Below are 25,965 nucleotides of genomic sequence, written 5' to 3'. Positions count from 1 at the left end.
CACCGATGACGACGACACTGCCCGCGTACGACGAGGTCGTCGCGCGCTACGAACCGGTGATCGGCCTGGAGACCCACGTCGAGCTGGGCACGAACACCAAGATGTTCTGCGGCTGCCCGACCGACTTCGGCGGGGCGCCGAACACCCGGGTCTGCCCGGTCTGCCTGGGGCTGCCCGGCTCGCTCCCGGTGGCCAACCGGGCGGCCGTGGAGGCGACCATCCGGATCGGGCTCGCGCTCAACTGCTCGATCGCGCAGTGGTGCCGGTTTGCCCGGAAGAACTACTACTACCCGGACATGCCGAAGAACTACCAGATCAGCCAGTACGACGAGCCGCTCTGCGTGGACGGCTACCTGGATGTCGAGGTGAACGGCGAACCGGTGCGGATCAGCATCGAACGGGTCCACATGGAGGAGGACACCGGCAAGACCCTGCACGTGGGTGGGGCCACCGGTCGCATCCACGGCGCGACCGAGTCGCTGGTCGACTACAACCGGGCCGGTATCCCGCTGGTCGAGATCGTCACCAAGCCGATCCCCGGTGCCGGTGCGATGGCGCCGGAGGTGGCCCGGGCGTACGTCACCGAGCTGCGTGACGTGCTCCGCTCGCTCGGCGTCTCCGACGTCCGGATGGAGGAGGGGTCGTTGCGCTGCGACGTCAACACCTCCCTCAACCTCCCGGGTGAGCAGTGGGGCACCCGTACCGAGACGAAGAACGTCAACTCGCTGCGGTCGGTGGAGCGCGCGGTGCGCTCGGAGATGATCCGGCAGGCGTCGGTGCTCGCGGCGGGCGGCCGGATCACCCAGGAGACCCGGCACTTCCACGAGGACACCGGGGACACCACCTCCGGCCGGTCCAAGGAGACCGCGACCGACTACCGCTACTTCCCGGAGCCGGACCTGGTGCCGATCGCGCCGGACCCGACCTGGGTGGCCGAGTTGAAGGCCGCCCTGCCGGAGTTGCCGCGGCTGCACCGGCGTCGGCTCCAGCAGGAGTGGGGCCTGTCCGACCCGGACATGCAGTCGATCCTGAACGCCGGCGCGGTCGAGCTGATCGAGGCGACGATCGCGGCGGGCGCCACCCCGACCGCCGCCCGCAAGTGGTGGCTGGGCGAGTTGTCCCGCCGGGCCAACGAGACCGGGGTGGAACTGGCCGACATCGGTGCCACCCCGGTGCAGGTCGCCGAGTTGCAGGGCCTGGTTGACGCCGGAAAGCTCACCGACAAGCTGGCCCGTACGGTGCTGGAGCACGTGGTGGCGGGAGAGGGCTCGCCGGCCAAGATCATGGCTGACCGCAAGCTGGAGGTGGTCTCCGACACCGGCGCGCTGACCGCGGCGGTGGACGAGGCGATCGCCGCCAACCCCGCCATCGCCGACAAGGTTCGCGGCGGCAAGGTGGCCGCGGCCGGTGCCCTGGTCGGCGCGGTCATGAAGACCACCCGTGGGCAGGCTGACGCAAAGACCGTGCGTGAGCTGATCCTGGAGCGCCTCGGCGTCCAGGGCTGACGACGTGCGCGGCAGGCCCTCCGGCTGGTGCCGGGGGGCTGACCCGTGCCCACCCCCTCGGAGGGCGCCAACGGCGGCGCCCGGATGGAGTCCCCCGTGAACCAGCACGACCTCGATGTCCTCGACGAGATCCAACGCCGGGTGCTGTGGCTCGCCACCCGCATCGTGGACGCGGCCAATCACGACCGGGACACCGGTGACGGGGTGAAGGTCGGCGGGCACCAGGCGTCGAGCGCGTCGCTGGTCACCGCGATGACGGCGCTGTGGTTCGCGCACCTCGGCGCCGAGGACCGGGTCGCGGTGAAGCCGCACGCCTCCCCGGTGTTCCACGCCATCCAGTACCTGCTCGGCAACCTGGACCGGTCGTACCTGACCCGGCTGCGCGCCCGGGGTGGCCTCCAGTCGTACCCGTCCCGGACGAAGGACCCGGACGAGGTCGACTTCTCCACCGGGTCGGTGGGCCTGGGCGCGGCGGCGCCGCTCTTCGCGGCGGTCACCCGCCGTTACGTGGACGCGCACTTCGGCGCCCGGCCCCGGTCCCGGTTCGTCGCCCTCATCGGCGATGCCGAACTGGACGAGGGCAACATCTGGGAGGCGGTCGCCGACCCGGCCACCACCGGGCTGGGCAACGTGATGTGGCTGGTCGACTTCAATCGCCAGTCGCTGGATCGGGTCGTTCCGGGCATCCGGATCGACCAGTGGCGGGGCCAGTTCGAAGCCGCGGGCTGGCACGTCGTGGAGGTCAAGTACGGCCGCCGGCTCGCTGCCGCGTACGCCCGTCCGGGCGGGGCGGCGCTGCGGGACTGGATCGACGCGATGCCGAACGAGCAGTACCAGTCGCTCTTCGGGCTCGCCGGCCCGCTGCTGCGTAAGCAGTTCCTCGACGGCGCGCCGGCGGGGATCGCGGAGTCCATTGCCGACATTCCCGACGACGAACTGGGCCCGCTCGTCACCGACCTCGGCGGGCACGACCTGGCGGCGATGCTGGATGCCTACGCCCAGTGCGACGCGGTCACCGACCGGCCCAGCGTGGTCTTCGCGTACACGGTGAAGGGCTGGGGGCTGCCGATGGCCGGCAACCCGCGGAACCACTCGGCACTGCTCACCACGGCGCAGGTGGATGCGTTGCGGGCCGCGCACGGCCTCACCGGGGACACCGAGTGGGACCGGCTCGACCCGGCGTCGGCGGCCGGTGTCCGGGCCGGGGAGCGCCGGGAGGCGCTGTCCCGGGCACCGCGCACGCGGGCGCTGGGTGTCAGCGTTCCGGAGACGACCCGGGTACGCGCGAACAAGCCGCTCTCCACCCAGGAGGTCTTCGGCCGGGTGCTGGTTGACCTGGCCCGTGACCCGCAGGTCGGGCGTTACCTCGTCACCACCGCACCGGATGTGGCCACCTCGACCAACCTGGCCGGGTTCATCAACCGGTCTGGGGTGTTCGCGCCCACCTCGCAGCGCGCGTGGTCTGAGGACCGGATGCTGCGCTGGACGGAGAGCCCGGCCGGCCAGCACATCGAGCTGGGCATCTCGGAGATGAACCTGTTCCTGTTGCTCGGACAGCTCGGCCTGGCCTGGGACCACTCCGGGCAGCCGCTGCTGCCGGTGGGCACCGTGTACGACCCGTTCGTGCTGCGGGGCCTGGACGCCTTCCTCCACGGCACCTACTCCGGCGCCCGGTTCGTGGTCGCTGGCACCCCCTCGGGAGTCACCCTCGCGCCGGAGGGGGGCGCGCACCAGTCGACGCTCACCGCCAGCGTCGGCCTGGAACTGCCCGGGGTCACCTTCGTCGAGCCCGCCTACGCCACCACCCTGGACTGGCTGCTCTGTGACGCGTTGGGGCAGATCGCCGGGGGTACGGCGCCGGCCGCGACCGCCGCGCCCGGAGAGGACGGCGCCTACTACTTCCGGCTCAGCACCCGCCCGGTTGACCAAGCTCCGTTCGCGGCTGCCCGGAGCCGGCTCGGCGACGCGGTGCTGCGTCGGCAGGTGCTCGCCGGCGCCTACCGGCTGGTCGACGCCCACCAGGCGTACCCGCAGCTCGCCGACGCCCCGGTCGTGCAGCTCGCCGCCTCCGGCGCGGTCCTGCCCGAGGTGCTCGCCGCCGCGGCCGAGTTGGCCGAGGAGGGGATCGCCGCGCACGTCGTGGACGTCACCAGCCTGGACCGCCTCTACCGGGCCTGGCAGCGCACCCTGCGCCAGGGGGTCCGCACCGCTACCGTGCCGAGCGTTCCGGGCGCGCTGCGGTCGGCCTTCGTCGACCGGGTGCCGGTGGTCACCGTGCACGACGCCGCGTCGCACGCGATGGCGTGGCTCGGCTCGGCGGTCGGTGCCCCAGCGGTGCCCCTTGGCGTGGACGAGTTCGGTCAGTCGGGCAGCGTCGCCGAGTTGTACGAGCTCCACGACCTGCTGCCGGGCAGTATCGTCAACGCCGCACTCGCCGCGCTCTCCCTGCGTTGATCCGATCGCTGACCGCCGGCTCGTCCGGCGGTCACGGTCAGCGGGTCGGGGTGGGGGTGACCGGGGCCGGTGCGCCGGCCTCCGGGTCCTCCACGATGTGTCGTTCCAGGTTCACCTGGGCCTGGCCGGTGCCGCCGACAGTGATGTCGTCGTACGCCTGGAGCAGCCTCTTCTCGTCGAAGTAGAGGACGGTCATCGACAGCGGGGTGGGCTCTTCGCCCTCCAACCCACGTAGGCCGGCACCGCCGGTCGAACCCTGCACCATCAGCAGGGTGGGGGTCTGGTCCGGCTGCTGGGGCAGCCGGTACACCTCACGGTTGTGGGTGTGCCCGGCGAGCACCAGCGGGGTGGCACCGGAGAGTGGTCCCGCCGCCGCGGGATCGTGCACCAGCGCCAGGTCCACCGGCCGGGGCGCGCTGCGCGCAGTGGCTGCCAACTGGTCGCCGGTGTCGATGAGCTGGTCGGCGGTATCCCCGGTCAGGCCGCTGCCCGCCGGCGAGGTGCTCTTGTCCGGCGTGAAGCGCGGGTCCCCGATGCCGGCAATGGTCAGCCCGGCGACGACCGTGGTCGTGTTGTCCAACACGATGGCGTTGCGCTGCTGGGCCACTGCCGCGGTCGTGCCCCCCGAGTCGTGGTTGCCGCGGATGTAGACGTAGGGCTTGCGGAGGAGCCCGATCGAGGCGACGTAGTTCGCCTCCGGTTCGCTGCCCCAGTCGGTGATGTCGCCGGTGTCGACCACGACGTCGATTCCGAACTGCTCGACCACGGTCTGGATGACCGGCCAGGAAGCTGGGTTCAGGTGCAGGTCGGAGATGTGCAGCACCCGGGTGGTGCCGGGCTGCGGCTCGAAGACCGGCAACTCCGAGACGGTGGAGTAGAGCTGGCTGACGTTGCCGACCAGGCGCTGGAGCTGCTCGGCGTAGCGGGTGTAGTCGTTGGCGATCCGCTGGACGTCGCCGACGAGCGCCGGCGCGTTGACCAGGAGCCCCTCGTAGCGAGGCTCTTCGATCGCCTGCGGTCGCAGGGTGGCCGCCGCGGTGCCCAGGCTGCCGGTGACGATCACGAGCGCGAGCACCCCCGCCCAGGCCGTACGGCGGGTGTCGCGGAATACCAGCAGGGCCAGCAGCAGGGTGACCAGCACCGTCGCGGCGACGGTACGGACAGCGAGGCGCAGGATGCCCTCGCGGACGTCGTCCACGGCGGTCTGGCTCGCCCGGTTGAGGCTCTCCGGGTCGTGCAGCAGCGCCTCGGTGCGGTCCTGGTCGAGGGCGCCGAACTGCACGGTCAGTTGGGTGGGGCCGTCGTGGCTGTCGAGCAGCAGCGCGCCGAGCGGCGGTATGTCGAAGGTGGTGCCGCCGTGCAGCGTCGGGGTCACCGTCAGATCCGCCTGAAACGGCCCGACCTCGGTGCTGACCCGGCCTCCGGCCAGCGTGCCGATCAACACTCCGGCCAGGGTGACGGCGAGTACGGCCAGGGTCATCCCGACGGCTCGCAGCGCCCGCCAGCGGGTCGAACGACCGTCGCTTGGCCGGTGCCGTAGCCGGAACCGCCAACTCCGGTCCGTCTTCGGCGGCCGGCTGCCTCGGCTGTCCTGCTGCTCGTTCTCCTGACCGTCCATGCTGAAATTCTGACCTGCCCAGTCGAAAGCCTCGGGAAAATCTTGGCCGGGTGTTGCCTGCTGTCGGCTCTATCCCGCTCTACCGTCGGCTTTGTCCGGCCTGGCTGTCGGCCAATCCGGCTTCGCAGTCAGCTTTTGTCCGGTTCTCGTGCTCAACTTCGTCCGGCTTCGCCATCAGCGAACACCAGGCGCAGGAGACGGTCGTCCTCCGCCATCGGAGCTCCGCGCCCGTCGTGGTTCGAGGTGCCCACCCAGAGCGAGCCGTCCGGTGCCGCGGCGACCGCCCGCAACCGGCCGTACTGCTTGGTGAGCAGGTCGCGCGGTTGGCCGAGCGTTTCGGTGTCGGTCAGCTCGACCAGCCAGAGTCGCTGTCCGCGCAGGCAGGCCGTGGCGAGGAGACGCTCGGTCCGGGCCAGTCCGGAACAGGACGCGTCCGCCGGTGGCCACCAGACGATCGGGTTGACGTATCGGCTGTCGTCGGAGCGGCCCTCGACCTCCGGCCACCCGTAGTTGCCGCCCCGCTCGATCTCGTTGATCTCGTCCCAGGTGTTCTGGCCGAATTCGACGGCGTACATCCGACCGTCGGCAGCCCAGGTGAAGCCCTGCACGTTCCGATGTCCCAGCGACCAGACGGGCGAGTCGGGAAAGGGATTGTCCGGGGCCGGCTGGCCGTCGGTGGTGATCCGCAGTATCTTCCCGCCGAGCCGGTTGTCGTCCTGTGCCTGCTCCCGGTCGCCGGCGTCGCCGGTGCTGGCGTAGAGCTGCCCGTCCGGGCCGAAGGCGAGGCCACCGCCGTTGTGGGTGCGCGCCTTCGGGATGCCGGTCAGGATCGGGTGCGGCGGCTCGCCGAGGGTGAGCCGGGCGATGCGGTTGTCCTGTTCGGCGGTGTAGTAGACGAAGACCGTCTGGTCCCGCTGGTAGTCCGGGGAGACGGCGATCCCCATCAGCCCGCCCTCGCCCCCCGCCGTCACCTCGGCGATGGTCTGGACCACGGTCACCCGCAGCCCGCCGGGGTCGGACTCGGGCCCGACCCGGAGGATCCGGCCGGCGTCCCGCTCGGTCACCAGTGCGCCCCCGTCCGGCAGGAAGGCGATGCCCCACGGGGCGCGTAGACCCTTCGCCAACACGGTGGCGACCACCTCCGGCCCGGTGCTCCCCGGGTCGGTGTTGGTCGGGGTGGGGAAGGTGGGGGGTTCGCCGGCCGGGTCGGGTGCGGGTTCGCCGAAGCTGCAACCGGTGGCGACCAGCAGCGCCGTGCAGAACGCCGCGAGGGTGGCCCGAAAGCGGCGGGTGCGCGGATGCGCGGGACGGGCACTCACCCGGAACAGGGTAACGGCCGGTGGGCCACTGCGGGTCCCGGAAAGGGTGGGCCGGTGGGCTGCGGAAAGGGGTGGGTCAGTGCGGGCCCCGGAAGATGGCGGGCCGGCCCGAGGCTCTATCGTCGGCGGGTGTGAAGGTGTGGATCCCCCATGAGGACGGCACGTCCCTCCTCGGTGACCTGCCGGCGGGTGTCAGGGTGGAGGTGGCGGAGCCGAGCCGGCTCCCGTCCCCGGTGACCGACGTCCGGTTCTGGGTGCCGCCGTTCCTGGCCGAGGCGGAGACCACCGACCTGCTGCGGGACCTGCCGGATCTGGAAGTGGTGCAGCTCCTGACCGCCGGTGCGGACGCGTGGGTCGGCCGGATGCCGCCGGGCGTGACGCTCTGTGATGCGCGGGGAGTGCACGACCAGGCCACCTCGGAGTGGGTCGTCGCCGCGATCCTGGCGCACCTGCGCTCCTTTCCCACGCTGGTCCGGGCACAGGACCGTCGGGAGTGGGCCTACCGCGAGGTGGCGCCCACCGACGAACTGGCCGGCAAGCGGGTGCTGATCGTGGGCGCAGGCTCGATCGGCACGGCGCTCGAGGCGCGCCTCGCCCCGTTCGAGGTACGCCTCACCCGGGTGGCCCGGACCGCGCGGCCCGGCGTGCACGCCGTCGCGGAGCTGCCCCGGCTGCTGCCCGAGGCGGATGTGGTGGTGCTGCTGGTGCCGTTGACCGAGCAGACCCGTGGGCTCGTTGACGAGGGCTTCCTCGCGGCGATGTGCGACGGCGCCCTGCTGGTCAATGCGGCGCGGGGGCCGGTGGCGCAGACCGAGGCGCTCGTCGCCGAGCTGGGCACCGGCCGGATCTCGGCCGTACTGGACGTCACCGACCCCGAGCCGCTGCCCGCCGACAGCCCGCTGTGGGCGATGCCGAACGTGCTACTCACCCCGCATGTCGCGGGCTCGGTACAGGGTCTGCTCCCGCGGGCGTACCGGCTGGTGGGCGATCAGATTCGCCGCTGCGCCGCGGGCGAGCCGCCGACCAACGTGGTGGTGGCGGGCTACTGAGTCGACTGGTCGGCCGAGCCGGGTTCGGGCCGCTCGGTGACCGCGACGAGCCGGGGCAGGTCGTCCCGGCGGACGGCGGGCAGCGGGACCGCCCGGCCGTCGGTGAGCCGGGCGACCGCCCGGCCGTCCGGGTCCGCGCCCAGCTCGACGATCTGGTCCCAGCGGATTCGGCACTGGCCGGCGAGCGCCCGCAGGCGCAGCCCCTGTGCGGTGACGTCGGTGCCGGCCCGCCAGGCCCACCCGCCGAGGGCGAGCGGCACGAGGAGCACCGGCAAGAGGTACCACCGGGCGGCGGCCAGGGGCAGGGCGCCGAAGAAGGCGACCACCGCGGCGACCAGCAGGGCCTGGTTGTGCCGGAACCGGAGGGTGTCGGAGCTGCTCACCCGCTGATAATCCCATCTGCGCGGAAGCGGTGTCGGGACGGGGCACCGCAGGTGGTGGCTGCGGCGCCCGGAGGCACGGCCGAAGGGTTTCGCCCCGCGCCCGTCGGCGCGGGGCGAAACCCCGCCAATTACTCAGAGTGCCGGGTCAGGCCGGGCAGCCGGGAACATCAACGCAGTTGTTGGGCCGATTCTTGATGACGACGGTGCCGGTGGCGGTGTTCAGGTTCACCGTGCCGTTGTCGTTGAAGATGCCGCCGCCATCGGTGGTGGCGAGGTTCTTCACCACCTGGGTGTTGAAGAGGGTGGTGACGCCGTCGATGTTGTAGATGCCGCCCCCCAGGGTGGCCTGGTTGTCGACAACCTTGCTGTCCCGCAGCACCAGTTGGCCCGTGTTGTAGATGCCGCCGCCGGAGTTCATGGCGGCGGCGTTGCCCTTGATGAGGCTCTTCTCGATGACCACAGTGGCGCCGGAGTCGGTGACTAGCCCACCTCCGATCCCCGCCGACGCGGTGTTCTTGGTGATCTCGACCTTTCGCAGGGTGAGTTGCCCGCTGACGAGCAGTCCGCCGTACTGGAGCGCAGTGTTTCCGGTGATTGTGGTGTCGGAGATCGTGTTGACACCTTGGCTGATCAGCAAGCCGCCGGCCGCATTCTGTGCCTGGTTGTCGGCGATGACGCTCTTCGTCATGTGCACCGTGCCAGCGCTGCCGAGGCTTGCTATGCCGCCGGCTATGTCGGCGGTGTTGGCCTTTACCTGAGATGTGGTGACGGTGAGGAGGCCATTGGCATTGACGATGCCGCCGCCGGAAGTGCCGGCGGTGTTGCGGCTGACGGTGGAGTGTTTGACGGTCGTGGTGCCGTTGTTGGCGATGCCGCCTCCTGCGCCGTCGGCGATGTTGCGGGTGATGGTGCTGTGGTTGGTGGTGAGGGTGCCGCCGGGGTCGACGAGGATGCCGCCGCCGTTGTCGGTGGTCTGTCCGCCGGTGATTTTCAGTTTGTTGAGGGTGAGGTCGCCGCCGGTGTTGACGGTGAGGATGCGGAACTCGTCAACGGCGGCGGCGCGTTCGATGGTGGTGTGTGTGTGGCCGTTGAGGGTGATGGGGGTGGTGATGGCGGGCAGTCCGGCGCCGGCGATGTCGGCGGTGAGCAGGTAGGTGCACTTGCTGGCGAGGTTGAGGGTGGCGCCGCCGCGGGCGTTGGCGAGGGTGATGGCGGCGATGAGCGCGTCGGTGTCGCAGGGCACGGGGGTGCCCGGTGGCTTCTTCTCCTTCTTGCCCTTGCCGTTGCCCTCGCTCTTGCCGTTGCCCTTGCCCTTGTCGTCGTGGTTGCCCTGGCTGTCGCCGTGCTTGTCGCGGTTGTCGGCGTTGGGTTGGTGGGGTGTGTCGGTGCGGTTGTCGGTGGTCAGGGCGCGTCCGATGGCGTCGGCGGCCGGGGTGGCGGCGATGCCGACGGTGGTGAGGGCGAGGCCGGTCACGCCGGCGAGCCCGACGGCCCACCAGCGCCGCGGTGACCTCGTCCGGTGTCCGCCGGGGCGGTCCGGTTCGGGTCCGTGGGTGTGGTCCTGCTGGTTCATCGCGGTGTCGGTGTCCTTCCCCCGTGCGTGGCGAGGAGGCACCAGCCCCGGGGGCAGACCGGGGTGGTGTCGTCCTCGGCTACCGAGCAGGCGGTAGCAGCCACCCGCACGCTAAACCGACACAAACCCCAGAAGAATACGAATACGAAGAATATCACTAAATCGGACATCGGTGGTCAGGTGTCGCTGGGGCCTCGAGACTCGTGGCCTGTCCCCACCAGGTGTGGTCGATGGAGGCGGTCTGCGGTCCGCGTCCTTGGGGTCGCAGCGTGACCGGGCGCCGTCCGTTCAGTCGGGGACGCGGCGGTAGGCGCCGTCGCTGGCCGAGGTGGTCATGGCGGCGTACGCGCGCAGCGCGGCGGAGACGGGGCGCTGCCGCTCCGCGGGCGTGTACGGCCGGTCTCGCTTCTCCTGTGCGACTCGGCGGGCATCCAACACCTCGGCCGGTACGGCCAACTCGATGGCCCGGCTCGGGATGTCGATGACGATCTCGTCGCCCGGTTCGACCAGGGCGATCAGCCCCCCGGCGGCCGCCTCCGGTGAGACGTGTCCGATCGACAACCCGGAGGTGCCGCCGGAGAACCGGCCGTCGGTGAGTAGCGCGCAGGTCCGCCCCAGCCCCCGGCCCTTGAGAAACGAGGTGGGGTAGAGCATCTCCTGCATCCCGGGCCCGCCCCGGGGGCCCTCGTAGCGGATCACCACCACGTCTCCCGCGACCACCTCCTTGGCCAGGATGGCGGCGACCGCGTCGTCCTGGGACTCGTAGACCCTGGCCGGGCCGCGGAAGGTCAGGCACTGCTCGGGTACCCCGGCGGTCTTCACCACACAGCCCTCCGGCGCCAGGTTGCCGTGCAGGATGGCCAGTCCCCCGTCCACGGTGTACGCGTGGGCCCGGTCTCGAACACAGCCGCCGGCCGCATCGGTATCCAGTGTGGACCAGCGGTTGGTGGTGGAGAACGGCTCGACGGTGCGGACCCCGCCGGGTGCAGCGTGGAACAACTCGACCGCCTCCGGCGTCGCGGTGCCGCCACGAACGTCCCAGTCGGCGAGCCAGCGCTCCAGCGAAGGGGAGTGCACCGCGTGGACCTCCCGGTTGAGCAGGCCGGCCCGGTCCAGCTCACCGAGGATGGCCGGGATGCCGCCGGCGCGGTGGACGTCCTCCATGTGGTAGTGGGGGGAGTTCGGTGCGACCTTCGCCAGGCAGGGCACCCGCCGGGAGATGGCGTCGATGTCCACCACCCCGAAGTCCAGCTCGGCCTCGCGGGCGGCGGCGAGCAGGTGCAGGATGGTGTTCGTCGAACCGCCCATCGCCACGTCGAGGGCGACCGCGTTGTCGAAGGCTGCGCGGTTGGCGACCGCGCGGGGCAGCACCGTGGCGTCGTCCCCGTCGTACCAGCGCTTGGCGATCTCGACGACGGTGCGGCCGGCCTCGACGAAGAGCGACCGGCGGGCGGCGTGGGTCGCCAGCGTTGACCCGTTGCCGGGCAGGGCCAGGCCGATCGCCTCGGTGAGGCAGTTCATCGAGTTGGCGGTGAACATGCCGGAGCAGGAACCGCAGGTGGGGCAGGCCGAGCGTTCGATCTCGCTGAGCTGGTCGTCGGTGACCGCCTCGTTGGACGCAGCGATCATCGCGTCAATCAGGTCGATCTTCGAGTGCACGACCCCCTCGATCGCGACGGTCTTGCCGGCCTCCATCGGGCCGCCGGAGACGAAGACAGTCGGGATGTTCAGCCGCAGCGCGGCCAGCAGCATCCCAGGAGTGATCTTGTCGCAGTTGGAGATGCAGACCAGGGCGTCGGCGCAGTGGGCATTGACCATGTACTCCACGGCGTCGGCGATCAGCTCCCGGCTGGGCAGCGAGTAGAGCATGCCGCCGTGGCCCATCGCGATGCCGTCGTCCACGGCGATGGTGTTGAACTCCCGACCCACCCCGCCGGCCTCGGCTACCGCCTCGGCCACCAGGCCACCGAGCTCTTTGAGGTGGACATGCCCCGGAACGAACTGGGTGAAACTGTTGGCGATGGCGACGATCGGCTTGCCGAAGTCGTCGTCGGTCATCCCGGTGGCGCGCCACAGGGCTCGGGCGCCCGCCATCGTCCGACCGTGGGTGGAGGTCCTCGACCGCAGCTCAGGCATGCGTATCAGTCTGGCATCCCCACGGGGCCGACCGGAGCCCGCGCAGGACGTGTCCCAACAGATGCACACCCCACCCCCCGTGCCGGGCGTTCATCCGGCAGAGTTGGGCTGTGTTGTTACCCACGGGTCAGTCTCGCAGCGCGGTGCGGGGTGAGCTCACCCGCAAGCCGGCTGCCATCCCGGCGGTGGGCCCGCTGCTGGCGCGCCGGCCCGCAGCGTTCCTCCTCCTCGCCGTGGCCGCCGTCATCGGTCTGATCGCGGTCGTGGCCGGCGTGGCGGTGCTGCTGACGGCTGCCGGGCAGCCCGAGCCGGTCCCTTCGGTCGGCTGGGCCGAGATGGTCGCCCTGGCCATCGCGACCAGCGGGCTGCTCTTCGGGGTCGGGCTGCTCCGCCTCCCCGGCATGGCCCCCACCGTCGGGGTGGCCACCCGGCTGTTGCTGGACGGGATGATCATCTCCACCGCGCTCTGGTTCGTGGGTTGGGTGCTCCTCGCCGAGCCGACCCGCCTGCTCGGATCCGCCCCGGAGGCCGGTGCGCCGATCCTGCTCGCCACCGCCAGCGCGGCGCTGATCGTGGGCCTCGCCACCGTCGTGGTGTTTCGGGTCTCGTCGCCGCGGCGCCGGCTCGCCGCGCTCGGCGCCGGTTCCGCCGCGACGACCGTCGGTGGGCTCGGCGTCGCCACCGGGTTGCTCCGGGCCGAGGCGGGGTTGGCGCTCGGTGGCGCGACGGTGGGCGTCGCCGGTCTCCTGACCGTGGCGCTGGTGCTTCGTGGGTTCGATCGTCCCTGCCAGTCGGACATCGACCCGACCCGGCGCGAGGGGGAGCACGCCGTCCTGCCGATCCTGGTGATGGCGGGCGCGGCGGCGTACCACTTCCTCCAGGATGGCCGCTTCGACCCGTGCGGCGTGGCCGCTGCCAGCGTCGTGGTCTTCGCCCTGGTCGCCCGGCAGTACCTGACCCTGCACGACGTCCGCCGGTACGCGCGCCGGCTGGTCGAGGGAGAGGCGCACTTCCGGGAGTTGGCACACACCGACGCCCTGACCGGCCTGGCGAACCGGCGGGGACTGCTGCGGGCCCTGCACCGCTGCGCGGAGCAGGGCACCCCGTGCGTTCTGCTCCTGCTCGACCTGGATGGCTTCAAGAACGTCAACGATGTGCGCGGTCACGACGCCGGGGACGCCGTCCTGGCCGAGGTGGGCCGGCGGCTGCGCGGCCCCCTCAGCTCCGGCGATCTGGCGGCCCGGCTCGGCGGGGACGAGTTCGCTGTCCTGCTGCCCGGCCCGCCGGCCACCATCGACCAGGCGGGGGAGCGACTCCTTGGGGCGCTGGGGGCCGCGTACGAACTGCCCGAGGGGCCAGTCTTCCTCTCGGCGAGCATCGGCATCGCCGGTTGGGCCCGCCAACCCGATGTCGAGCTGCTGCTGCACCACGCCGACCTGGCCCTGCGCTACGCCAAGCAGCGTGGCAAGAATCGGATCGAGCGGTACGACGTCGCCTACGACCAGCTGTTGCGCCGGCGGGCCACGCTGGAGCACGAGCTGCGGGGGGCGATCGAACGCGACGAGCTGCGGCTGGTGTTCCAACCGGTGGCGTCGCTGCCGTCGGTGCGCCCGGTCGGTGCCGAGGCCCTGCTCCGGTGGCGGCATCCGAAGCTGGGCGCGGTCCGCCCGGATGAGTTCATTCCGCTCGCCGAGGAGTGCGGCATGATCGCCAAGCTGGGGGCGTGGGTGCTGGACCAGGCCTGCCACCAGCTCTCCCGTTGGCTCGCCGACGGACACGATGTATGGGTGTCGGTCAATGTCTCGCCTCGAGAGCTACACGCCCCGGCCTATGTCGGGCAGGTCGCTGACGCGTTGCGCGTACACCGGGTTCCGCCGCAGCGCCTGGTGCTGGAGGTCACCGAGCACGCCGTCGCCACCGACCTGGACGAGCTGATCCGGAGGTTGACCGCGTTGCGCCGTACCGGGGTTCGGATCGCGCTGGACGACTTCGGCGCCGGCTACTCCTCCCTCGGCCAGCTTCGTCGGCTTCCCCTCGACATCCTCAAGATCGACCACAGTCTCGTCGCCGGGCATGAGCCGGTTCGTCCGGTGGACGCCGACGGCCCGGCGTTCGCCCCGATGGTCGACATCGTCATGCGCCTGGGGCATCAGTTGGGTCTTGGGGTTATCGCTGAGGGTGTGACGACGCCGACCGAGTTGGCCGAGGTGGTCGCCGCCGGCTGCCACTTCGGTCAGGGCGCCCTCCTCGGCTGGGGGGTGCCGGCTGAGCACCTGGAGGCGATGTTGGAGGCCGCCACCTCGTCGCACGCTCCGCCGGTCGCCATGTCGGCGCCGCCCGCGCTGGCCTCCGGTCCGCCGCCGCCCCGGCGGCTGCCGCCCCTGCCCGTGCCCGGGCAGCCGGTGCCGGAGTAGCCCGGGCCGGAGCCAGTTTTCTTGGGCGGGAGATTCGACAGACCCGTTAACCAAAATGTGGGACTTGTTGACTCATTGCTTGAGATCCGTCATGCTGGTCCCCATGTCGTCGTACCGGTCGCTGCGAGTACTTACCTGAGCGCACTCTCCCACTGAGAGTGCGCAGGCCCCGTGCATCCCGCACGTGGGCTTTTTTGTTGCTGTCAGATCCGCCGGGCACTCCGCCGGCGTTCCACCGCAGAACTCACCGCACCCTCCAGCCGAAGGCCTGAACCGCCATGACGAGACCCACACCCGAGACCCTCGCCAACTCCGCCCGGCGGGCCCGCGCGGCCGCCGAGCCGCTCCGCGACGTTGACCGGCCCCGCGGGGCGGCCACCCCGACCGTCCCGGCGGTACGCACCCCTGCCCCCGCCCCAGCCCACGTCTCCGGTGCCGGCTCCCTCGTGCGATCCCTCGAAGCGCTCGGCGTCGAGGTCATCTTCGGCATTCCCGGCGGGTCGATCCTGCCGGCGTACGACCCGTTGTACGACTCCACGGTCCGGCACATCCTGGTCCGGCACGAACAGGGCGCCGGACACGCGGCCACCGGGTACGCGCAGGCGACCGGGCGGGTCGGCGTCTGTGTCGCCACCTCCGGGCCCGGTGCGACCAACCTGGTGACGCCGATCGCCGACGCGCACATGGACTCGGTGCCGCTGGTGGCGATCACCGGCCAGGTCGCCCGGCCGTCGATCGGGACGGACGCCTTCCAGGAGGCGGACATCCAGGGCATCACGCTGCCGATCACGAAGCACAACTTCCTGGTCCAGAGCGCCGAGGAGCTGCCCCGGGTGCTCGCCGAGGCGTTCCACCTCGCCGCGACCGGCCGGCCCGGCCCGGTTCTGGTGGACATCCCGAAGGATGTTCTCCAGGCGTCAACCGTCTTCGCCTGGCCGCCGACGCTCGACCTACCCGGCTATCGGCCGACGCTGCACCCGCACGGAAAGCAGATCCGGGAGGCGGCCCGGCTGATGGCCATTGCCCGTCGGCCGGTGCTCTACGTCGGCGGCGGGGTGCTCAAGGCCGGTGCGACCGACGGGCTGCGGCGGCTCGCCGAGCTGACCGGGATTCCGGTGGTCACCACCCTGATGGCGCTCGGAGCGTTCCCCGATTCACACCCACAGCACCTGGGCATGACCGGCATGCATGGAACGGTCGCAGCGGTCTACGGTCTGCAGAAGGCGGATCTGATCATCGCGCTGGGGGCGAGGTTCGACGACCGGGTGACCGGCAAGCTGGACTCTTTCGCTCCCGACGCGTCCGTGGTGCACGCCGACATCGACCCGGCCGAGATCGGTAAGAACCGGCATGCGGACGTGCCGATCGTGGGGGATGCCCGGCATGTCATCGACGAACTGGTCGGTGCGGTCACCACCGAGCAGTCGGCCGGTCACCGACCCGACCTCGACGACTGGTGGTCCCAGCTACAGGAGCTGCGCAAGCGCTACCCACTGGGGTACGACGAGCCGGCCGACGGCACGCTCTCCCCGCAGTACGTGCTCAGCCGGCTCGGCGAGATCGTCGGTCCGGAGGCGGTGTACGTGGCGGGCGTGGGCCAGCACCAGATGTGGGCTTCCCAGTTCATCTCCTACGAGAAGCCATGTACCTGGTTGAACTCCGGCGGCCTCGGCACCATGGGGTACGCGGTGCCGGCGGCGATGGGTGCCAAGGTTGGCCGGCCGGAGACGGTGGTCTGGGGGATCGACGGCGACGGCTGCTTCCAGATGACCAGCCAGGAGCTGGCGACCTGTGCGCTGGAGGGCATTCCGGTCAAGATCGCTGTGATCAACAACGGCAATCTCGGCATGGTGCGGCAGTGGCAGACCCTCTTCTACGGGGAGCGTTACTCCAACACGGATCTTGGTACCCACAAACATCGGATTCCGGACTTCGTCAAGCTCGCCGAGGCGCTCGGTTGCGTCGGACTGCGCTGTGAGACAGCGGAGGACGTCGACCAGACAATCGAGGCCGCGATGTCCATCAACGACGCCCCGGTGGTCATCGACTTCGTGGTCGGCAAGGACGCGATGGTGTGGCCGATGGTCGCCGCCGGCACCAGCAATGACGAGATCATGTTTGCCCGCGGTGTCCGGCCGGTCTTCGACGAGGACGAGGTGTAGTCATGACCAACCACACCGGGCACCGCCGGGGCCGGGAGAATCAGACGAGGAAGGCGCCACTGTGACCATGCATACGCTCTCCGTGCTCGTGGAGAACAAGCCCGGGGTCCTGGCCCGGGTGTCCGGGCTCTTCTCCCGGCGCGGCTTCAACATCGGCAGTCTGGCCGTGGGGGAGACCGAGAACCCGGATGTCTCCCGGATCACCATCGTGGTCAACGCCGAGTCCTCTCCGCTGGAGCAGGTCACCAAGCAGCTCAACAAGTTAGTGAACGTAATCAAGATTGTTGAGCTGGATCCCCAGGTGTCGGTGGCCCGGGAGCTGCTGCTGGTAAAGGTCCGCGCGGACCGCAGCGCCCGCGGTCAGGTGCTGGAGACGGTGAACGTGTTCCGCGCCCGGGTCGTTGACGTCGCCCCGGAGACGCTGACCATCGAAGCGACCGGCACCCCGGACAAGCTGGCCGCCCTGCTTCGGGACCTTGAGGTCTTCGGCATCAAGGAGATGGTGCAGTCCGGCACGGTCGCCATCGGCCGTGGGTCCCGCTCCATCACCGCCGGCCCGGCGCTTCGGGCCGCCTGATCCCTCCCCCGTCAGATCTCCGATTGGCCGCCGGGCGCGGCCGTACGAAAGGGAAGTTCATGAGCGTTGAGGTGTTCTACGACGACGACGCCGACCTGGGTCTGATTCAGGGCCGCACGGTCGCCGTGATCGGCTACGGCAGTCAGGGCCACGCCCACGCGCTGTCGCTGCGCGACTCTGGTGTTGCGGTGGTGATCGGTCTGCCCGCCGGGTCGAAGAGCCGGGCGAAGGCGGAGGAGCAGGGCCTACGGGTGCAGACCCCGGCCGAGGCGGCGGCCGAGGCCGACATCATCATGATCCTCGCGCCGGACACGGCCCAGCGCGCCCTCTACACCGAGTCGATCGCGCCGCACCTCACCGCCGGCAAGGCGCTCCTGTTCGGGCACGGATTCAACATCCGGTACGGGCTGATCACGCCGCCGGCCGAGGTGGACGTGGCGATGATCGCCCCGAAGGGCCCCGGCCACCTGGTCCGCCGGCAGTACGTCGACGGCAAGGGCGTGCCCTGCCTGGTCGCCGTCGAGCAGGACGCCAGCGGTAGCGCGTTCGGCTTGGCCCTGGCATACGCCAAGGCCATCGGCGGCACTCGGGCCGGCGCGATCAAAACCACCTTCACCGAGGAGACCGAGACCGATCTCTTCGGCGAGCAGGCGGTGCTCTGCGGCGGTGCGGCGGCGCTGGTGCAGACCGGCTTCGAGGTGCTCACCGAGGCCGGCTACGCCCCCGAGGTGGCCTACTTCGAGTGCCTGCACGAGCTGAAGCTCATCGTGGACCTCATGTACGAGGGCGGCATCGCTCGGATGCGGTACAGCATTTCGGACACGGCCGAGTACGGCGACCTCTCCCGCGGCCCGCGGGTCATCGACTCCCGGGTCAAGGAGCGGATGCGCGCGATCCTGAGTGAGATCCGGTCCGGTGAGTTCGCCCGGGAGTGGGTTGCCGAGGACGAGGCCGGCCGCCCCAACTTCGCCAAGTGGCGGGCGGAGGGCGCGGCGCACCCGATCGAGGAGACCGGCGGCAAGCTGCGCGCCATGATGAGCTGGGTTGACCGGCCCATCACCGAGACCGCCTGACTCGGGGCTTCCGGGCACCCTTGGGCGAGGGTTTCCGGGCACCACGGACGCCCGTGACCTGACGCTCTCCCTCCCCGGCGTTGGGTCACGGGTGTCCGGCGGTTGCGCTCCGGCACTGACGGCGGATGCGTACCCGGCCGGGTCGGGCGGTCGCTGTGAGGGCACTCACCCTGATCGCCGGAGCGCCGGCCCCGGTCGTCCCCCTACGATCCCTGTTAGGTGCGCAGCCGGCACCTGACGGCCATGGCCGGATCGCCAGCGGGGTGCAGCGCTGCCTCCGCCGCCCGGCCGACCGCTATAGACGACATTTCGAGGACCAATGAATCCTGTCGTACTGATCGCCGAAGAACTCGCCCCCGCCGCCATCGAGGTGCTCGCCCACGACTTCGACGTCCGACATGTGGATGGCACCGACCGTCCGGCCCTACTCTCGGCGCTCTCCGAGGCGGACGCGGTCATCGTCCGCAGTGCGACCCACATCGACGCCGAGGCGATCGCCGCGGCACCACGACTCAAGGTGGTCGCCCGGGCGGGTGTCGGCCTGGACAACGTCGAGGTGCCGGCGGCCACCACCCGCGGCGTCATGGTCGTCAACGCCCCCACCTCCAACATCGTCTCCGCGGCCGAGCAGGCCGTCGCCCTCCTGCTCGCGGTCGCGCGGAACACCGCCAGCGCCAGCGCGGCGCTGAAGGTGGGCGAGTGGAAGCGGTCGAAGTACACCGGGGTGGAGGTACAGGGCAAGACCGTCGGGGTGGTCGGCCTCGGGCGCATTGGTGTCCTCTTCGCGCAGCGGATCGCTGCGTTCGGCACTCGGCTGATCGCCTACGACCCCTACATCCAGCCGGCGCGGGCGGCGCAGCTCGGCGTCCGCCTCGTCGGCCTGGATGAGCTGCTGCGCCAGAGCGACTTCATCTCCATCCACCTGCCGAAGACGTCGGAGACGGTGGGTCTGATCGGGGAGAAGGAGCTGGCGATCGTCAAGCCCGGGGTGCGGATCATCAACGCCGCCCGGGGTGGCCTCGTGGACGAGCAGGCCCTCGCGGATGCCATCGCCGAGGGGCGGGTCGCCGGGGCCGGCGTTGACGTGTACGCCAAGGAGCCCTGCACCTCATCACCGCTGTTCGCCTTCGACAACGTGGTGGCGACCCCACACCTGGGTGCCTCCACGCACGAGGCGCAAGACAAGGCGGGCCTCGCCGTGGCCCGCAGCGTGAAGCTGGCGTTGCAGGGTGAGTTCGTGCCGGACGCGGTGAACGTGCAGACCGGCGGCGTGGTCGCCGAGGATGTCCGGCCGCTGCTGCCGCTGGCCGAGAAGCTCGGCCGGGCCTTCACCGCGGTGGCCGGCGGGATCGCCGCGAGCGTGACCGTTGACGTGCGGGGCGAGGTGGTCAGCAACGATGTCTCGGTGCTCAAGCTCGCGGCGACCAAGGGGCTGTTCAGCTCGGTGGTGGAGGAGCAGGTCACCTACGTCAACGCCCCGCACCTGGCGGCCGAGCGAGGGGTCGAGGTGTCGCTGGTCACCAGGCCCGAGACGGCCGAGGAGGCGCTGCTGGTCACCATCCGGGGCGCCCTGCCGGACGGCCGGACGGTGAGCGTCTCCGGCACCAGCATCACCGGCGTCCGGGAGGTCAACAAGCTGACCGAGGTGGACGGCTTCGACGTGGAGATCGGGGCGGAGGGCATTCTCGTCTTCCTCCGTTACGCCGACCGGCCCGGTGTGGTCGGCGCGGTCGGCACCCTGTTCGGCGAGGCCGGCGTCAATATCGCCGCGATGCAGGTGGCCCGTCGGGAGGCCGGCGGGGAGACCCTGATGACCCTCACCGTTGACCAGGCACTCGGCGCCGATCTCCTCACCTCGGTCGCCGAATCGGTCGGTGCGACCTCGGCCAGCGCTGCCGACCTGCGGGAGGAGTGACCGCGAGCCACGGAGGGCCGGCCCGCCCGGTGGGCCCTCCGTGGCGTAGGCGGTTCCGGGCGCGGGCTGCGCGCCGGGCTGGTCGCGGGGACGGTCAGCCGCCGGTGTGCTGGGGCGGTGGGTACACCGAGCCGTCCTGGACGTCAAAGAGCATCAGCCGGTGTTCGCCGGCCAGTCGCTCGATGTCCAGTAGCACCTGGTCCGCGCAGGTCGGATGCAGGTTCAGCTCGACGTGGTCGCCGGCGGTGTGTAGTGGCGTCACCGCCCAGGGGGCGTCCGCCCCGCCCGGCCGCTCTGGGTACGCGGCGGTGATCGCCCGATAGAATCCGACGACCCGGGGGTCGGGCTGACGATCGGTGTGCTGGCCTGCTCGGCACCGCCGTACGGCTGTTCGTACGTCCTCGGGCGTTGCCCCGGGCGCCAGGGCCCACACGCTTAGATCGAAACTCACGGCGGACAGCGTGCCATTCGTCGTTCGCCATGCCGAAGTCGCCCCACCCCCAACCAGTCCATACTCCTGTCAGGAGGGTCTGCAGTGGATCCTCTTGCGTGGAGTTGTGTCAATTCGCTAGCGTACTGATGCGGCTACTGGCTGAGTCCGTGACGTGGGCCTGTCTTCGGGTGACGGGGTTGACGTCCGGCCCTGGCCGGTCCGCACCCCTCGGGTGCGCGAGCCACGCGCAATCGTCGCTGACCGGCCCTCACGGTAGTTGCCGAGACCGTGGGGGCCGATCGTGAGCCCGGCCAGGATGGGCGCGGGTGTCGCGGCGCAGCGCCGATCAGCGGCGGTGGGCGTGCAGGACCCGGTAGTCCGTCTCACTGTGGAACCAGGACAGTCCGGCCGGACCCGCCGCGTAGAGCGCGGTGGCGTAGGCGTCGGCGACGGCGAGGTCCGGCCCGACGACGGTGGCGGCGATGAACTGGTCGGCGGGTTCCCCGGTGTGCGGATCCACCACGTGCCCCCGTCGTCCGGTCACCCCGGAGGTACCGATCCCCCCGGCGGTCATCTCCAACACCCACGGTGCGTGGCGCCGGTCGGTGGGGTGGTGAACGGCGACCCGCCACGGTCCCCCGTGCGCGGCGTGCCCACGTACGACGAGGTCGGCGCCGGTGAGCACGGCATAGTCGTGGACGCCGGCGGCCCGTAACCGGGCTGCGGCCCGTTCTACCGCCCACCCACCCAGGAGTCCTCCCGGGTCGAAGCCGCCGGGCACCGCCCAGGCGTCGAACCAACCGTCGGTCGCGGCCCGCATCGCGGTGCAGCGGTTCACCAGGTCGGTCAGTGGCGGGTACGACTCGGGGCCGATCTCCCCTCGCCGTAACCGGGACACCAGGCTCTCCGGCCGGTTTGGTCCGTAGGCCAGGTCGATTGCGCGGAGCTCCGCGACCGCGTCCCGGAGCGCCGCGCTGACGCCCCGGCGGCCAAGCCAGTCCGGTGCGTTGAACAGCAGGGTGTACTCGGCGATGGTGGTGCGGACGGTGTGCCGGACGGCGATGCGTTCCCCGGTTGCCGGACCCGCTCCGCCGACCCGCCGCTGCTGGCCACCGAGGCGCAGGTCCGGACGCGGCTGTGGGCGGAGTAGCGACGAGCCGCTCCAGCGGCTGCGCTGCTGTTCGTCGATCCTCATTCTCATCCCGCCTTCCGGCCGACGGCCCCGTTGCGTCGTGGCGTTGGTGTGGCCCGTGGCCCCGCTGCTGATCAGGATAGGCAGCGGAGATCACCGCTGAATGAATGTCACCTGGAAGCCTCCTGTACATCCGGTTTCCCGCATGGTGGAAGAGCCGTATCGGTGTTCGGGACCAGGGCGTACGCTCGGAGCCGAGCGAGCGAGGCAAGGGAGTCGACGTGGCACGAATCGCGGTGGTCGCTGGGGACGGAATCGGCCCCGAGGTGGTCGCGCAGGCACGCAAGGTCATCGATGCGGTGGTCCCGAAGGTGCAGGCCACCGAGTATGACCTGGGTGCCGCGCGGTACCACCGCACCGGCGAGGTGCTGCCCGACTCGGTCCTCGCGGAACTGGCCGAGCACGACGCCATTCTGCTGGGTGCGGTCGGTGACCCGAGCGTCCCGCCCGGCGTGCTGGAGCGGGGTCTGCTGCTGCGGCTACGGTTCGCCTTCGACCAGTACGTCAACCTGCGCCCCGCCCGGCTCTGGGCCGGCACGAGCAGTCCCCTCGGCGGCGTCAAACCCGGCGAGGTCGACCTGGTGGTGGTCCGCGAAGGCACCGAAGGGCTGTATGCCGGCGCCGGCGGCGCACTGCACCGCGGTACCGCGGCCGAGATCGCCACCGAGGAGAGCCTGAACACCCGGCACGGGGTCGAGCGGGTGATCCGAGACGCGTTCAACCGGGCGGAACGGCGGGAACGGCGCAAGGTCACCTTCGTGCACAAGACCAACGTGCTCACCCATGCCGGCTCGCTCTGGGCCCGTACCTTCGCGGACGTCGCCGCCGAGCACCCGGACGTGACCACCGAATACCAGCACGTTGACGCCGCCGCGATGTTCCTGGTGACCCAGCCCCAGCGGTACGACGTGCTGGTCACCGACAACCTCTTCGGTGACATCCTCACCGACATCGCCGCCGCCGTCACCGGCGGAATCGGGCTCGCGGCCAGCGGCAGTATCAACCCGGAGCGTGCGTACCCGTCGATGTTCGAGCCGGTGCACGGCTCCGCGCCGGACATCGCCGGTCGCGGTCTCGCCGACCCGGTGGCAACCGTACTCTCCGCCGCGCTCCTGCTTGACCAACTTGGTCACGTCGAGCCGGCTGCCCGGATCACCGCTGCCGTGGCCGCGGAGCTGGCGGGGCGGAGGCCGGGCGCGCCGATCCGCACCGCAGAGGTCGGCGATCGGCTGGCAAGCCACGCGGCCGGCTGAACCGTGAGCCGCCGCTGTGGCCCCACCTTCAGTCACGGTGGGTAGGCGGTCGACAACCCAGTCGTCGCTGCGTGGGTAGCCGGGACGAGCCACCCGGGTGGCGGTCCTGCGGCCGGTATCCAGCCGGAGCGGGCGTCCCCGGGTGCCGCTACCCGCTGAACGACCGTTCGGGGTAAGTTTGCTCGCACCAGCTCGGCACGCGGGGCCGCATGCCGTCATCCATTCCAGGGAGGTCAGCGCGATGAGCGGTGGTGACAAGCTCGAGTTCGAGATCCGTCCGAATTCTGCGCCGGTATCCGTAGCGGACCGGGCCGCGCTGCTGGCCAACCCCGGCTTCGGGCGGGTCTTCACCGACCACATGGTTACTGTCCGCTACGCCGCCGGGAAGGGCTGGTACGACGCCCGGGTCGAGGCGCGGGCGCCGATCCCGATGGACCCGGCCGCCGCGGTCCTGCACTACGCCCAGGAGATCTTCGAGGGCATGAAGGCGTACCGCACCGCCAGCGGTGGCGTGACGATGTTCCGGCCGTACGCCAACGCCGCCCGGTTCGCCGCGTCCGCCCGGCGGTTGGCGATGCCCATCCTGCCCGAGCAGACCTTCGTCGACTCGCTGCACCGGCTGATCGAGGTGGACCGGGACTGGATTCCCGAGGGTGAGGACGGCAGCCTCTACCTGCGGCCGTTCATGTTCGCCAGCGAGGTCTTCCTCGGTGTGCGTCCCGCCAACGAATACCTCTACGCGGTGATCGCGTCCCCGGTCGGTGCGTACTTCTCTGGTGGGGTGAAGCCGGTGACCGTCTGGGTCTCGCCGGAGTACACCCGGGCCGCGCCCGGGGGTACCGGCGCGGCCAAGTGTGGCGGCAACTACGCCAGCTCGCTGGTCGCCCAGGCAGAGGCGATCGACCATGGCTGCGACCAGGTCGTCTTCCTGGACGCCGTGGAGCGCCGCTTCGTTGACGAGCTGGGCGGCATGAACCTCTTCTTCGTCTACGACGACGGCACCCTGGTCACCCCGCCGCTGACCGGGACCATCCTGCCCGGCATCACCCGGGAGTCGGTGCTCACGATCGCTGCCGCCGCCGGTCACCAGGTGGCGGAGCAGCCGATCTCGTTCGCCGACTGGCAGGCCGACGCGGCGAGTGGTCGACTGCGCGAGGTCTTCGCCTGCGGCACCGCCGCGGTGATCAATCCGGTCGGCACGGTCCGCTCTCCCGACGGTGAGTTCCGTATCGGCGGCGGTGAACCCGGCCCGGTCACCATGACCCTGCGCCAGCAACTCGTCGACATCCAGCGGGGCAAGGCCGCGGATCCGCAGAACTGGGTCCACCACGTGCTCTGAGGGTTGCGGCTACTCCAGCAGGTGGTCGCGGAGCGCGGCCACCTGGGCGTCGGTGACGCCGGCGTGGCGCAGGTAGCCCTCGACCGTGCCGTAGCGGTCGCGCAGTTCGGCGAGGAACAGCAGCATCGCCTCCTCAGGGCAGCTCAGTGGCGGCAGCGACGGGTGCAACGTCCTGCCCGTCGTGGCGAACCAGGCCCGGAAGCGCTCGCCGGCTGCGGTGCTCAACGCGTAGTCCGTGGCGATGTCAGCGTCGGAGACGCCCAGCATGGCCAGGGTGAGACCGCAGACGATGCCGGTGCGATCCTTGCCGGCGACGCAGTGCACCAGGAGCGGGGCATTGGACTCGTCCGCGATCAGCCCGATCGCGGCGGCCAGGCCGGCGGTGCCGGTCGAGGCCAGGTCGGCGTACCGGTCGGCGAGGTAGCGGGCGAGGTCGGCACCGGGTTGGTACGGGGTGGTGGCCCATTCGGCATGCTCCGGGTGGATGTGCCGCCAGGTCAGCCCCGCAAAGTCCGGGATTCGGCCATCCCGGTCCACTTCGTGCGGCCGGCGTAGGTCGAGCACGGTGCGGACGCCGAACGCGGCGAACGCCGTCCGGTCGGCACCAGTCAGGCGGTGCGGGGTGTCCGAGCGGAAGAGCCGACCACTTCGGACAACGCGCCCGTCGTGGCCGGCGGGCCCGCCGACGTCGCGGAAGTTGAACAGAGTGTCGAATTGGGTTAGTTCAATCGGGTCCACTCTGACACGGTAGCGGCAGACCCGTCGCACGTGGTCCTACCGATCATCGTTCTCGCGCGGTGCCCGGTGGGATAGCTGAGTACGTGTCGCCGTAGTAGCCACCGAGCTTGTCCCGGTATGCCGGGTCGGTGTCCGCCGTCTCGTCGTACTCCGGCGCGGCCTTGATCTGGTCCTTGCTCCGGTCGATGTGGACTTTTCGTTTGTTGTGGTCAACGTGGTTGACCGTGCCGGCAGGGAGCATGACCCGGCGACCGAATAGCCACGGGCCGGTGTCCACCACGAGGTAGCTGGAGTTGACCGCGTGGCTGGCCTGGTCCACCTTCCCGATGCCACCGTCACTCGCCTCGACCTGATAGCCCGCCAGGTCGATTTCGGTCACGGTGGTGTCGGCGCGGTATCGCCACGGGTCGCCGTCGCTACCGGGCGGGCCGTCGCGGTCGCTGCTCGGATCGCCGGTGCCGAGTGGGCTCGGCGTCGGACGGGCCGGATGTGGGTCACGCCGTGCCATGGCGTCTCCTTCCACCTCTGGGCGGGCCGGGTCGGCGTCGGGCCACCGCGAGGTGGTACCCGGTGTCGCGCTGGGTACACCGCCATCACCACCACGGCGGGAGGTCCGCTCCGCGGAGCCGGCGGGGGAGGCCGTTCGTGCGCAGCGCGTGGTTCGTGTAGGTCGACGCCGGCGGCTTCCGAAAGCCGTCCCGAAATGCGGATTTGGCTGCCCCGCCGGGCCCGTGGCTGGCAGAGTGAGCGCTGTGCACCGCACTTTCATGATTATTCGCCGCTAGCGCGCCGGCTTCCGTTCGCCGAGCGCGCAGACCTCCCACGTCCGTGG

At 70.9% G+C, this 25,965-nt stretch carries 19 protein-coding genes; 10 read left to right on the top strand and 9 right to left on the bottom strand.

The features are described 5' to 3' along the window. Positions 1–5: 5 nt before the first annotated feature. Positions 6–1,505 carry an Asp-tRNA(Asn)/Glu-tRNA(Gln) amidotransferase subunit GatB gene (gene gatB / locus SALPAC6_RS0112635; RefSeq protein WP_018253776.1) on the top strand — a complete coding sequence of 500 codons (1,500 nt, stop codon included), beginning with the start codon at positions 6–8 and terminating at the stop codon, positions 1,503–1,505. 96 nt (positions 1,506–1,601) lie between these two features. Beyond that, complete coding sequence (locus SALPAC6_RS0112630; RefSeq protein ID WP_026189615.1) at positions 1,602–3,959, top strand: transketolase-like TK C-terminal-containing protein; 2,358 nt, start codon at positions 1,602–1,604, stop codon at positions 3,957–3,959. Positions 3,960–3,996: 37 nt separating this feature from the next. Here the strand turns inward: SALPAC6_RS0112630 and SALPAC6_RS0112625 are convergent, their stop codons facing one another. Together SALPAC6_RS0112625 and SALPAC6_RS0112620 are read right to left on the bottom strand one after the other, a co-directional pair. After that, the gene (locus SALPAC6_RS0112625) at positions 3,997–5,577 is read right to left on the bottom strand and encodes a metallophosphoesterase (protein WP_018253774.1); all 1,581 of its coding nucleotides are present in this window, start codon (positions 5,575–5,577) and stop codon (positions 3,997–3,999) included. 152 nt (positions 5,578–5,729) lie between these two features. Next, the gene (locus tag SALPAC6_RS0112620; RefSeq protein ID WP_018253773.1) at positions 5,730–6,896 is read right to left on the bottom strand and encodes a PQQ-dependent sugar dehydrogenase; all 1,167 of its coding nucleotides are present in this window, start codon (positions 6,894–6,896) and stop codon (positions 5,730–5,732) included. Between the two features lie 131 nt (positions 6,897–7,027). On the opposite strand from SALPAC6_RS0112620, the gene SALPAC6_RS0112615 reads away from it, so the two are divergent. Further along, positions 7,028–7,945 carry a 2-hydroxyacid dehydrogenase gene (locus SALPAC6_RS0112615; RefSeq protein ID WP_020493580.1) on the top strand — a complete coding sequence of 306 codons (918 nt, stop codon included), beginning with the start codon at positions 7,028–7,030 and terminating at the stop codon, positions 7,943–7,945. Here SALPAC6_RS0112615 and SALPAC6_RS0112610 read toward each other — a convergent pair. The 3 genes from SALPAC6_RS0112610 to ilvD form a co-directional block, all read right to left on the bottom strand. Continuing rightward, positions 7,939–8,328, bottom strand: coding sequence for a PH domain-containing protein (locus tag SALPAC6_RS0112610; protein WP_018253771.1), 390 nt, complete (start codon positions 8,326–8,328; stop codon positions 7,939–7,941). The two genes, SALPAC6_RS0112615 and SALPAC6_RS0112610, sit on opposite strands and share 7 nt — an antisense overlap. 145 nt (positions 8,329–8,473) lie before the next feature. After that, on the bottom strand, positions 8,474–9,901 hold the full coding sequence (locus SALPAC6_RS0112605; protein WP_018253770.1) for a right-handed parallel beta-helix repeat-containing protein: 1,428 nt from the start codon (positions 9,899–9,901) through the stop codon (positions 8,474–8,476). 288 nt (positions 9,902–10,189) lie between these two features. After that, positions 10,190–12,037 (bottom strand): dihydroxy-acid dehydratase, encoded by a 1,848-nt coding sequence (gene ilvD / locus SALPAC6_RS0112600; RefSeq protein WP_026189614.1) that lies wholly within the window; start codon positions 12,035–12,037, stop codon positions 10,190–10,192. Between the two features lie 110 nt (positions 12,038–12,147). Between ilvD and SALPAC6_RS0112595 the strand changes: the two genes are divergently transcribed. The 5 genes from SALPAC6_RS0112595 to serA all read left to right on the top strand — a co-directional run bounded on the left by SALPAC6_RS0112595 (position 12,148) and on the right by serA (position 20,178). Then, a complete protein-coding gene (locus SALPAC6_RS0112595) occupies positions 12,148–14,451 on the top strand; it encodes a putative bifunctional diguanylate cyclase/phosphodiesterase (RefSeq protein WP_026189613.1) in 2,304 nt (767 codons plus the stop codon). A gap of 278 nt (positions 14,452–14,729) precedes the next feature. After that, positions 14,730–16,613 (top strand): acetolactate synthase large subunit, encoded by a 1,884-nt coding sequence (locus tag SALPAC6_RS0112590; RefSeq protein WP_018253767.1) that lies wholly within the window; start codon positions 14,730–14,732, stop codon positions 16,611–16,613. A 61-nt stretch (positions 16,614–16,674) separates the two neighbouring features. Further along, complete coding sequence (ilvN, locus tag SALPAC6_RS0112585; protein ID WP_018253766.1) at positions 16,675–17,190, top strand: acetolactate synthase small subunit; 516 nt, start codon at positions 16,675–16,677, stop codon at positions 17,188–17,190. A 59-nt stretch (positions 17,191–17,249) separates the two neighbouring features. Then, a complete protein-coding gene (gene ilvC / locus SALPAC6_RS0112580; RefSeq protein WP_018253765.1) occupies positions 17,250–18,263 on the top strand; it encodes a ketol-acid reductoisomerase in 1,014 nt (337 codons plus the stop codon). A gap of 319 nt (positions 18,264–18,582) precedes the next feature. Further along, on the top strand, positions 18,583–20,178 hold the full coding sequence (serA, locus tag SALPAC6_RS0112575) for a phosphoglycerate dehydrogenase (protein WP_020493579.1): 1,596 nt from the start codon (positions 18,583–18,585) through the stop codon (positions 20,176–20,178). 94 nt (positions 20,179–20,272) lie between these two features. On the opposite strand, the gene SALPAC6_RS0112570 is transcribed toward serA, so the two are convergent. Both SALPAC6_RS0112570 and SALPAC6_RS0112565 read right to left on the bottom strand, forming a co-directional pair. Beyond that, positions 20,273–20,629 (bottom strand): hypothetical protein, encoded by a 357-nt coding sequence (locus tag SALPAC6_RS0112570; RefSeq protein WP_109746717.1) that lies wholly within the window; start codon positions 20,627–20,629, stop codon positions 20,273–20,275. A gap of 328 nt (positions 20,630–20,957) precedes the next feature. Beyond that, complete coding sequence (locus SALPAC6_RS0112565; RefSeq protein WP_026189612.1) at positions 20,958–21,812, bottom strand: FAD:protein FMN transferase; 855 nt, start codon at positions 21,810–21,812, stop codon at positions 20,958–20,960. Positions 21,813–22,024: 212 nt separating this feature from the next. Here SALPAC6_RS0112565 and SALPAC6_RS0112560 point away from each other — a divergent pair, with 212 nt between their 5' ends. Both SALPAC6_RS0112560 and SALPAC6_RS0112555 read left to right on the top strand, forming a co-directional pair. Continuing rightward, on the top strand, positions 22,025–23,056 hold the full coding sequence (locus SALPAC6_RS0112560; protein WP_026189611.1) for a 3-isopropylmalate dehydrogenase: 1,032 nt from the start codon (positions 22,025–22,027) through the stop codon (positions 23,054–23,056). Between the two features lie 241 nt (positions 23,057–23,297). Beyond that, entirely contained in the window at positions 23,298–24,395 is a 1,098-nt protein-coding gene (locus SALPAC6_RS0112555; RefSeq protein WP_018253759.1) for a branched-chain amino acid aminotransferase, read from the top strand. A 9-nt stretch (positions 24,396–24,404) separates the two neighbouring features. Here SALPAC6_RS0112555 and SALPAC6_RS0112550 read toward each other — a convergent pair whose 3' ends face one another. Both SALPAC6_RS0112550 and SALPAC6_RS0112545 read right to left on the bottom strand, forming a co-directional pair. Further along, the gene (locus tag SALPAC6_RS0112550; RefSeq protein ID WP_188115264.1) at positions 24,405–25,133 is read right to left on the bottom strand and encodes a tyrosine-protein phosphatase; all 729 of its coding nucleotides are present in this window, start codon (positions 25,131–25,133) and stop codon (positions 24,405–24,407) included. Positions 25,134–25,176: 43 nt separating this feature from the next. Continuing rightward, complete coding sequence (locus tag SALPAC6_RS0112545; RefSeq protein WP_018253757.1) at positions 25,177–25,641, bottom strand: hypothetical protein; 465 nt, start codon at positions 25,639–25,641, stop codon at positions 25,177–25,179. Positions 25,642–25,965: the final 324 nt, after the last annotated feature.

The sequence above is a fragment of the Salinispora mooreana genome, assembly GCF_000379065.1.
In the GTDB taxonomy this organism is placed as follows: Bacteria; Actinomycetota; Actinomycetes; order Mycobacteriales; family Micromonosporaceae; genus Micromonospora; species Micromonospora mooreana.
This window is presented reverse-complemented; position numbering and strand designations above follow the sequence as displayed.

Excerpts from the sequence above, each read along its gene's own strand:
- gatB (WP_018253776.1), top strand. The coding sequence starts at position 6 with ATGACGACGACACTGCCCGCGTACGACGAGGTCGTCGCGCGCTACGAA.
- SALPAC6_RS0112625 (WP_018253774.1), bottom strand. The coding sequence starts at position 5,577 with ATGGACGGTCAGGAGAACGAGCAGCAGGACAGCCGAGGCAGCCGGCCG.
- SALPAC6_RS0112605 (WP_018253770.1), bottom strand. The coding sequence starts at position 9,901 with ATGAACCAGCAGGACCACACCCACGGACCCGAACCGGACCGCCCCGGC.
- ilvD (WP_026189614.1), bottom strand. The coding sequence starts at position 12,037 with ATGCCTGAGCTGCGGTCGAGGACCTCCACCCACGGTCGGACGATGGCG.
- SALPAC6_RS0112590 (WP_018253767.1), top strand. The coding sequence starts at position 14,730 with ATGACGAGACCCACACCCGAGACCCTCGCCAACTCCGCCCGGCGGGCC.
- ilvC (WP_018253765.1), top strand. The coding sequence starts at position 17,250 with ATGAGCGTTGAGGTGTTCTACGACGACGACGCCGACCTGGGTCTGATT.
- serA (WP_020493579.1), top strand. The coding sequence starts at position 18,583 with ATGAATCCTGTCGTACTGATCGCCGAAGAACTCGCCCCCGCCGCCATC.
- SALPAC6_RS0112565 (WP_026189612.1), bottom strand. The coding sequence starts at position 21,812 with ATGAGAATGAGGATCGACGAACAGCAGCGCAGCCGCTGGAGCGGCTCG.
- SALPAC6_RS0112555 (WP_018253759.1), top strand. The coding sequence starts at position 23,298 with ATGAGCGGTGGTGACAAGCTCGAGTTCGAGATCCGTCCGAATTCTGCG.
- SALPAC6_RS0112545 (WP_018253757.1), bottom strand. The coding sequence starts at position 25,641 with ATGGCACGGCGTGACCCACATCCGGCCCGTCCGACGCCGAGCCCACTC.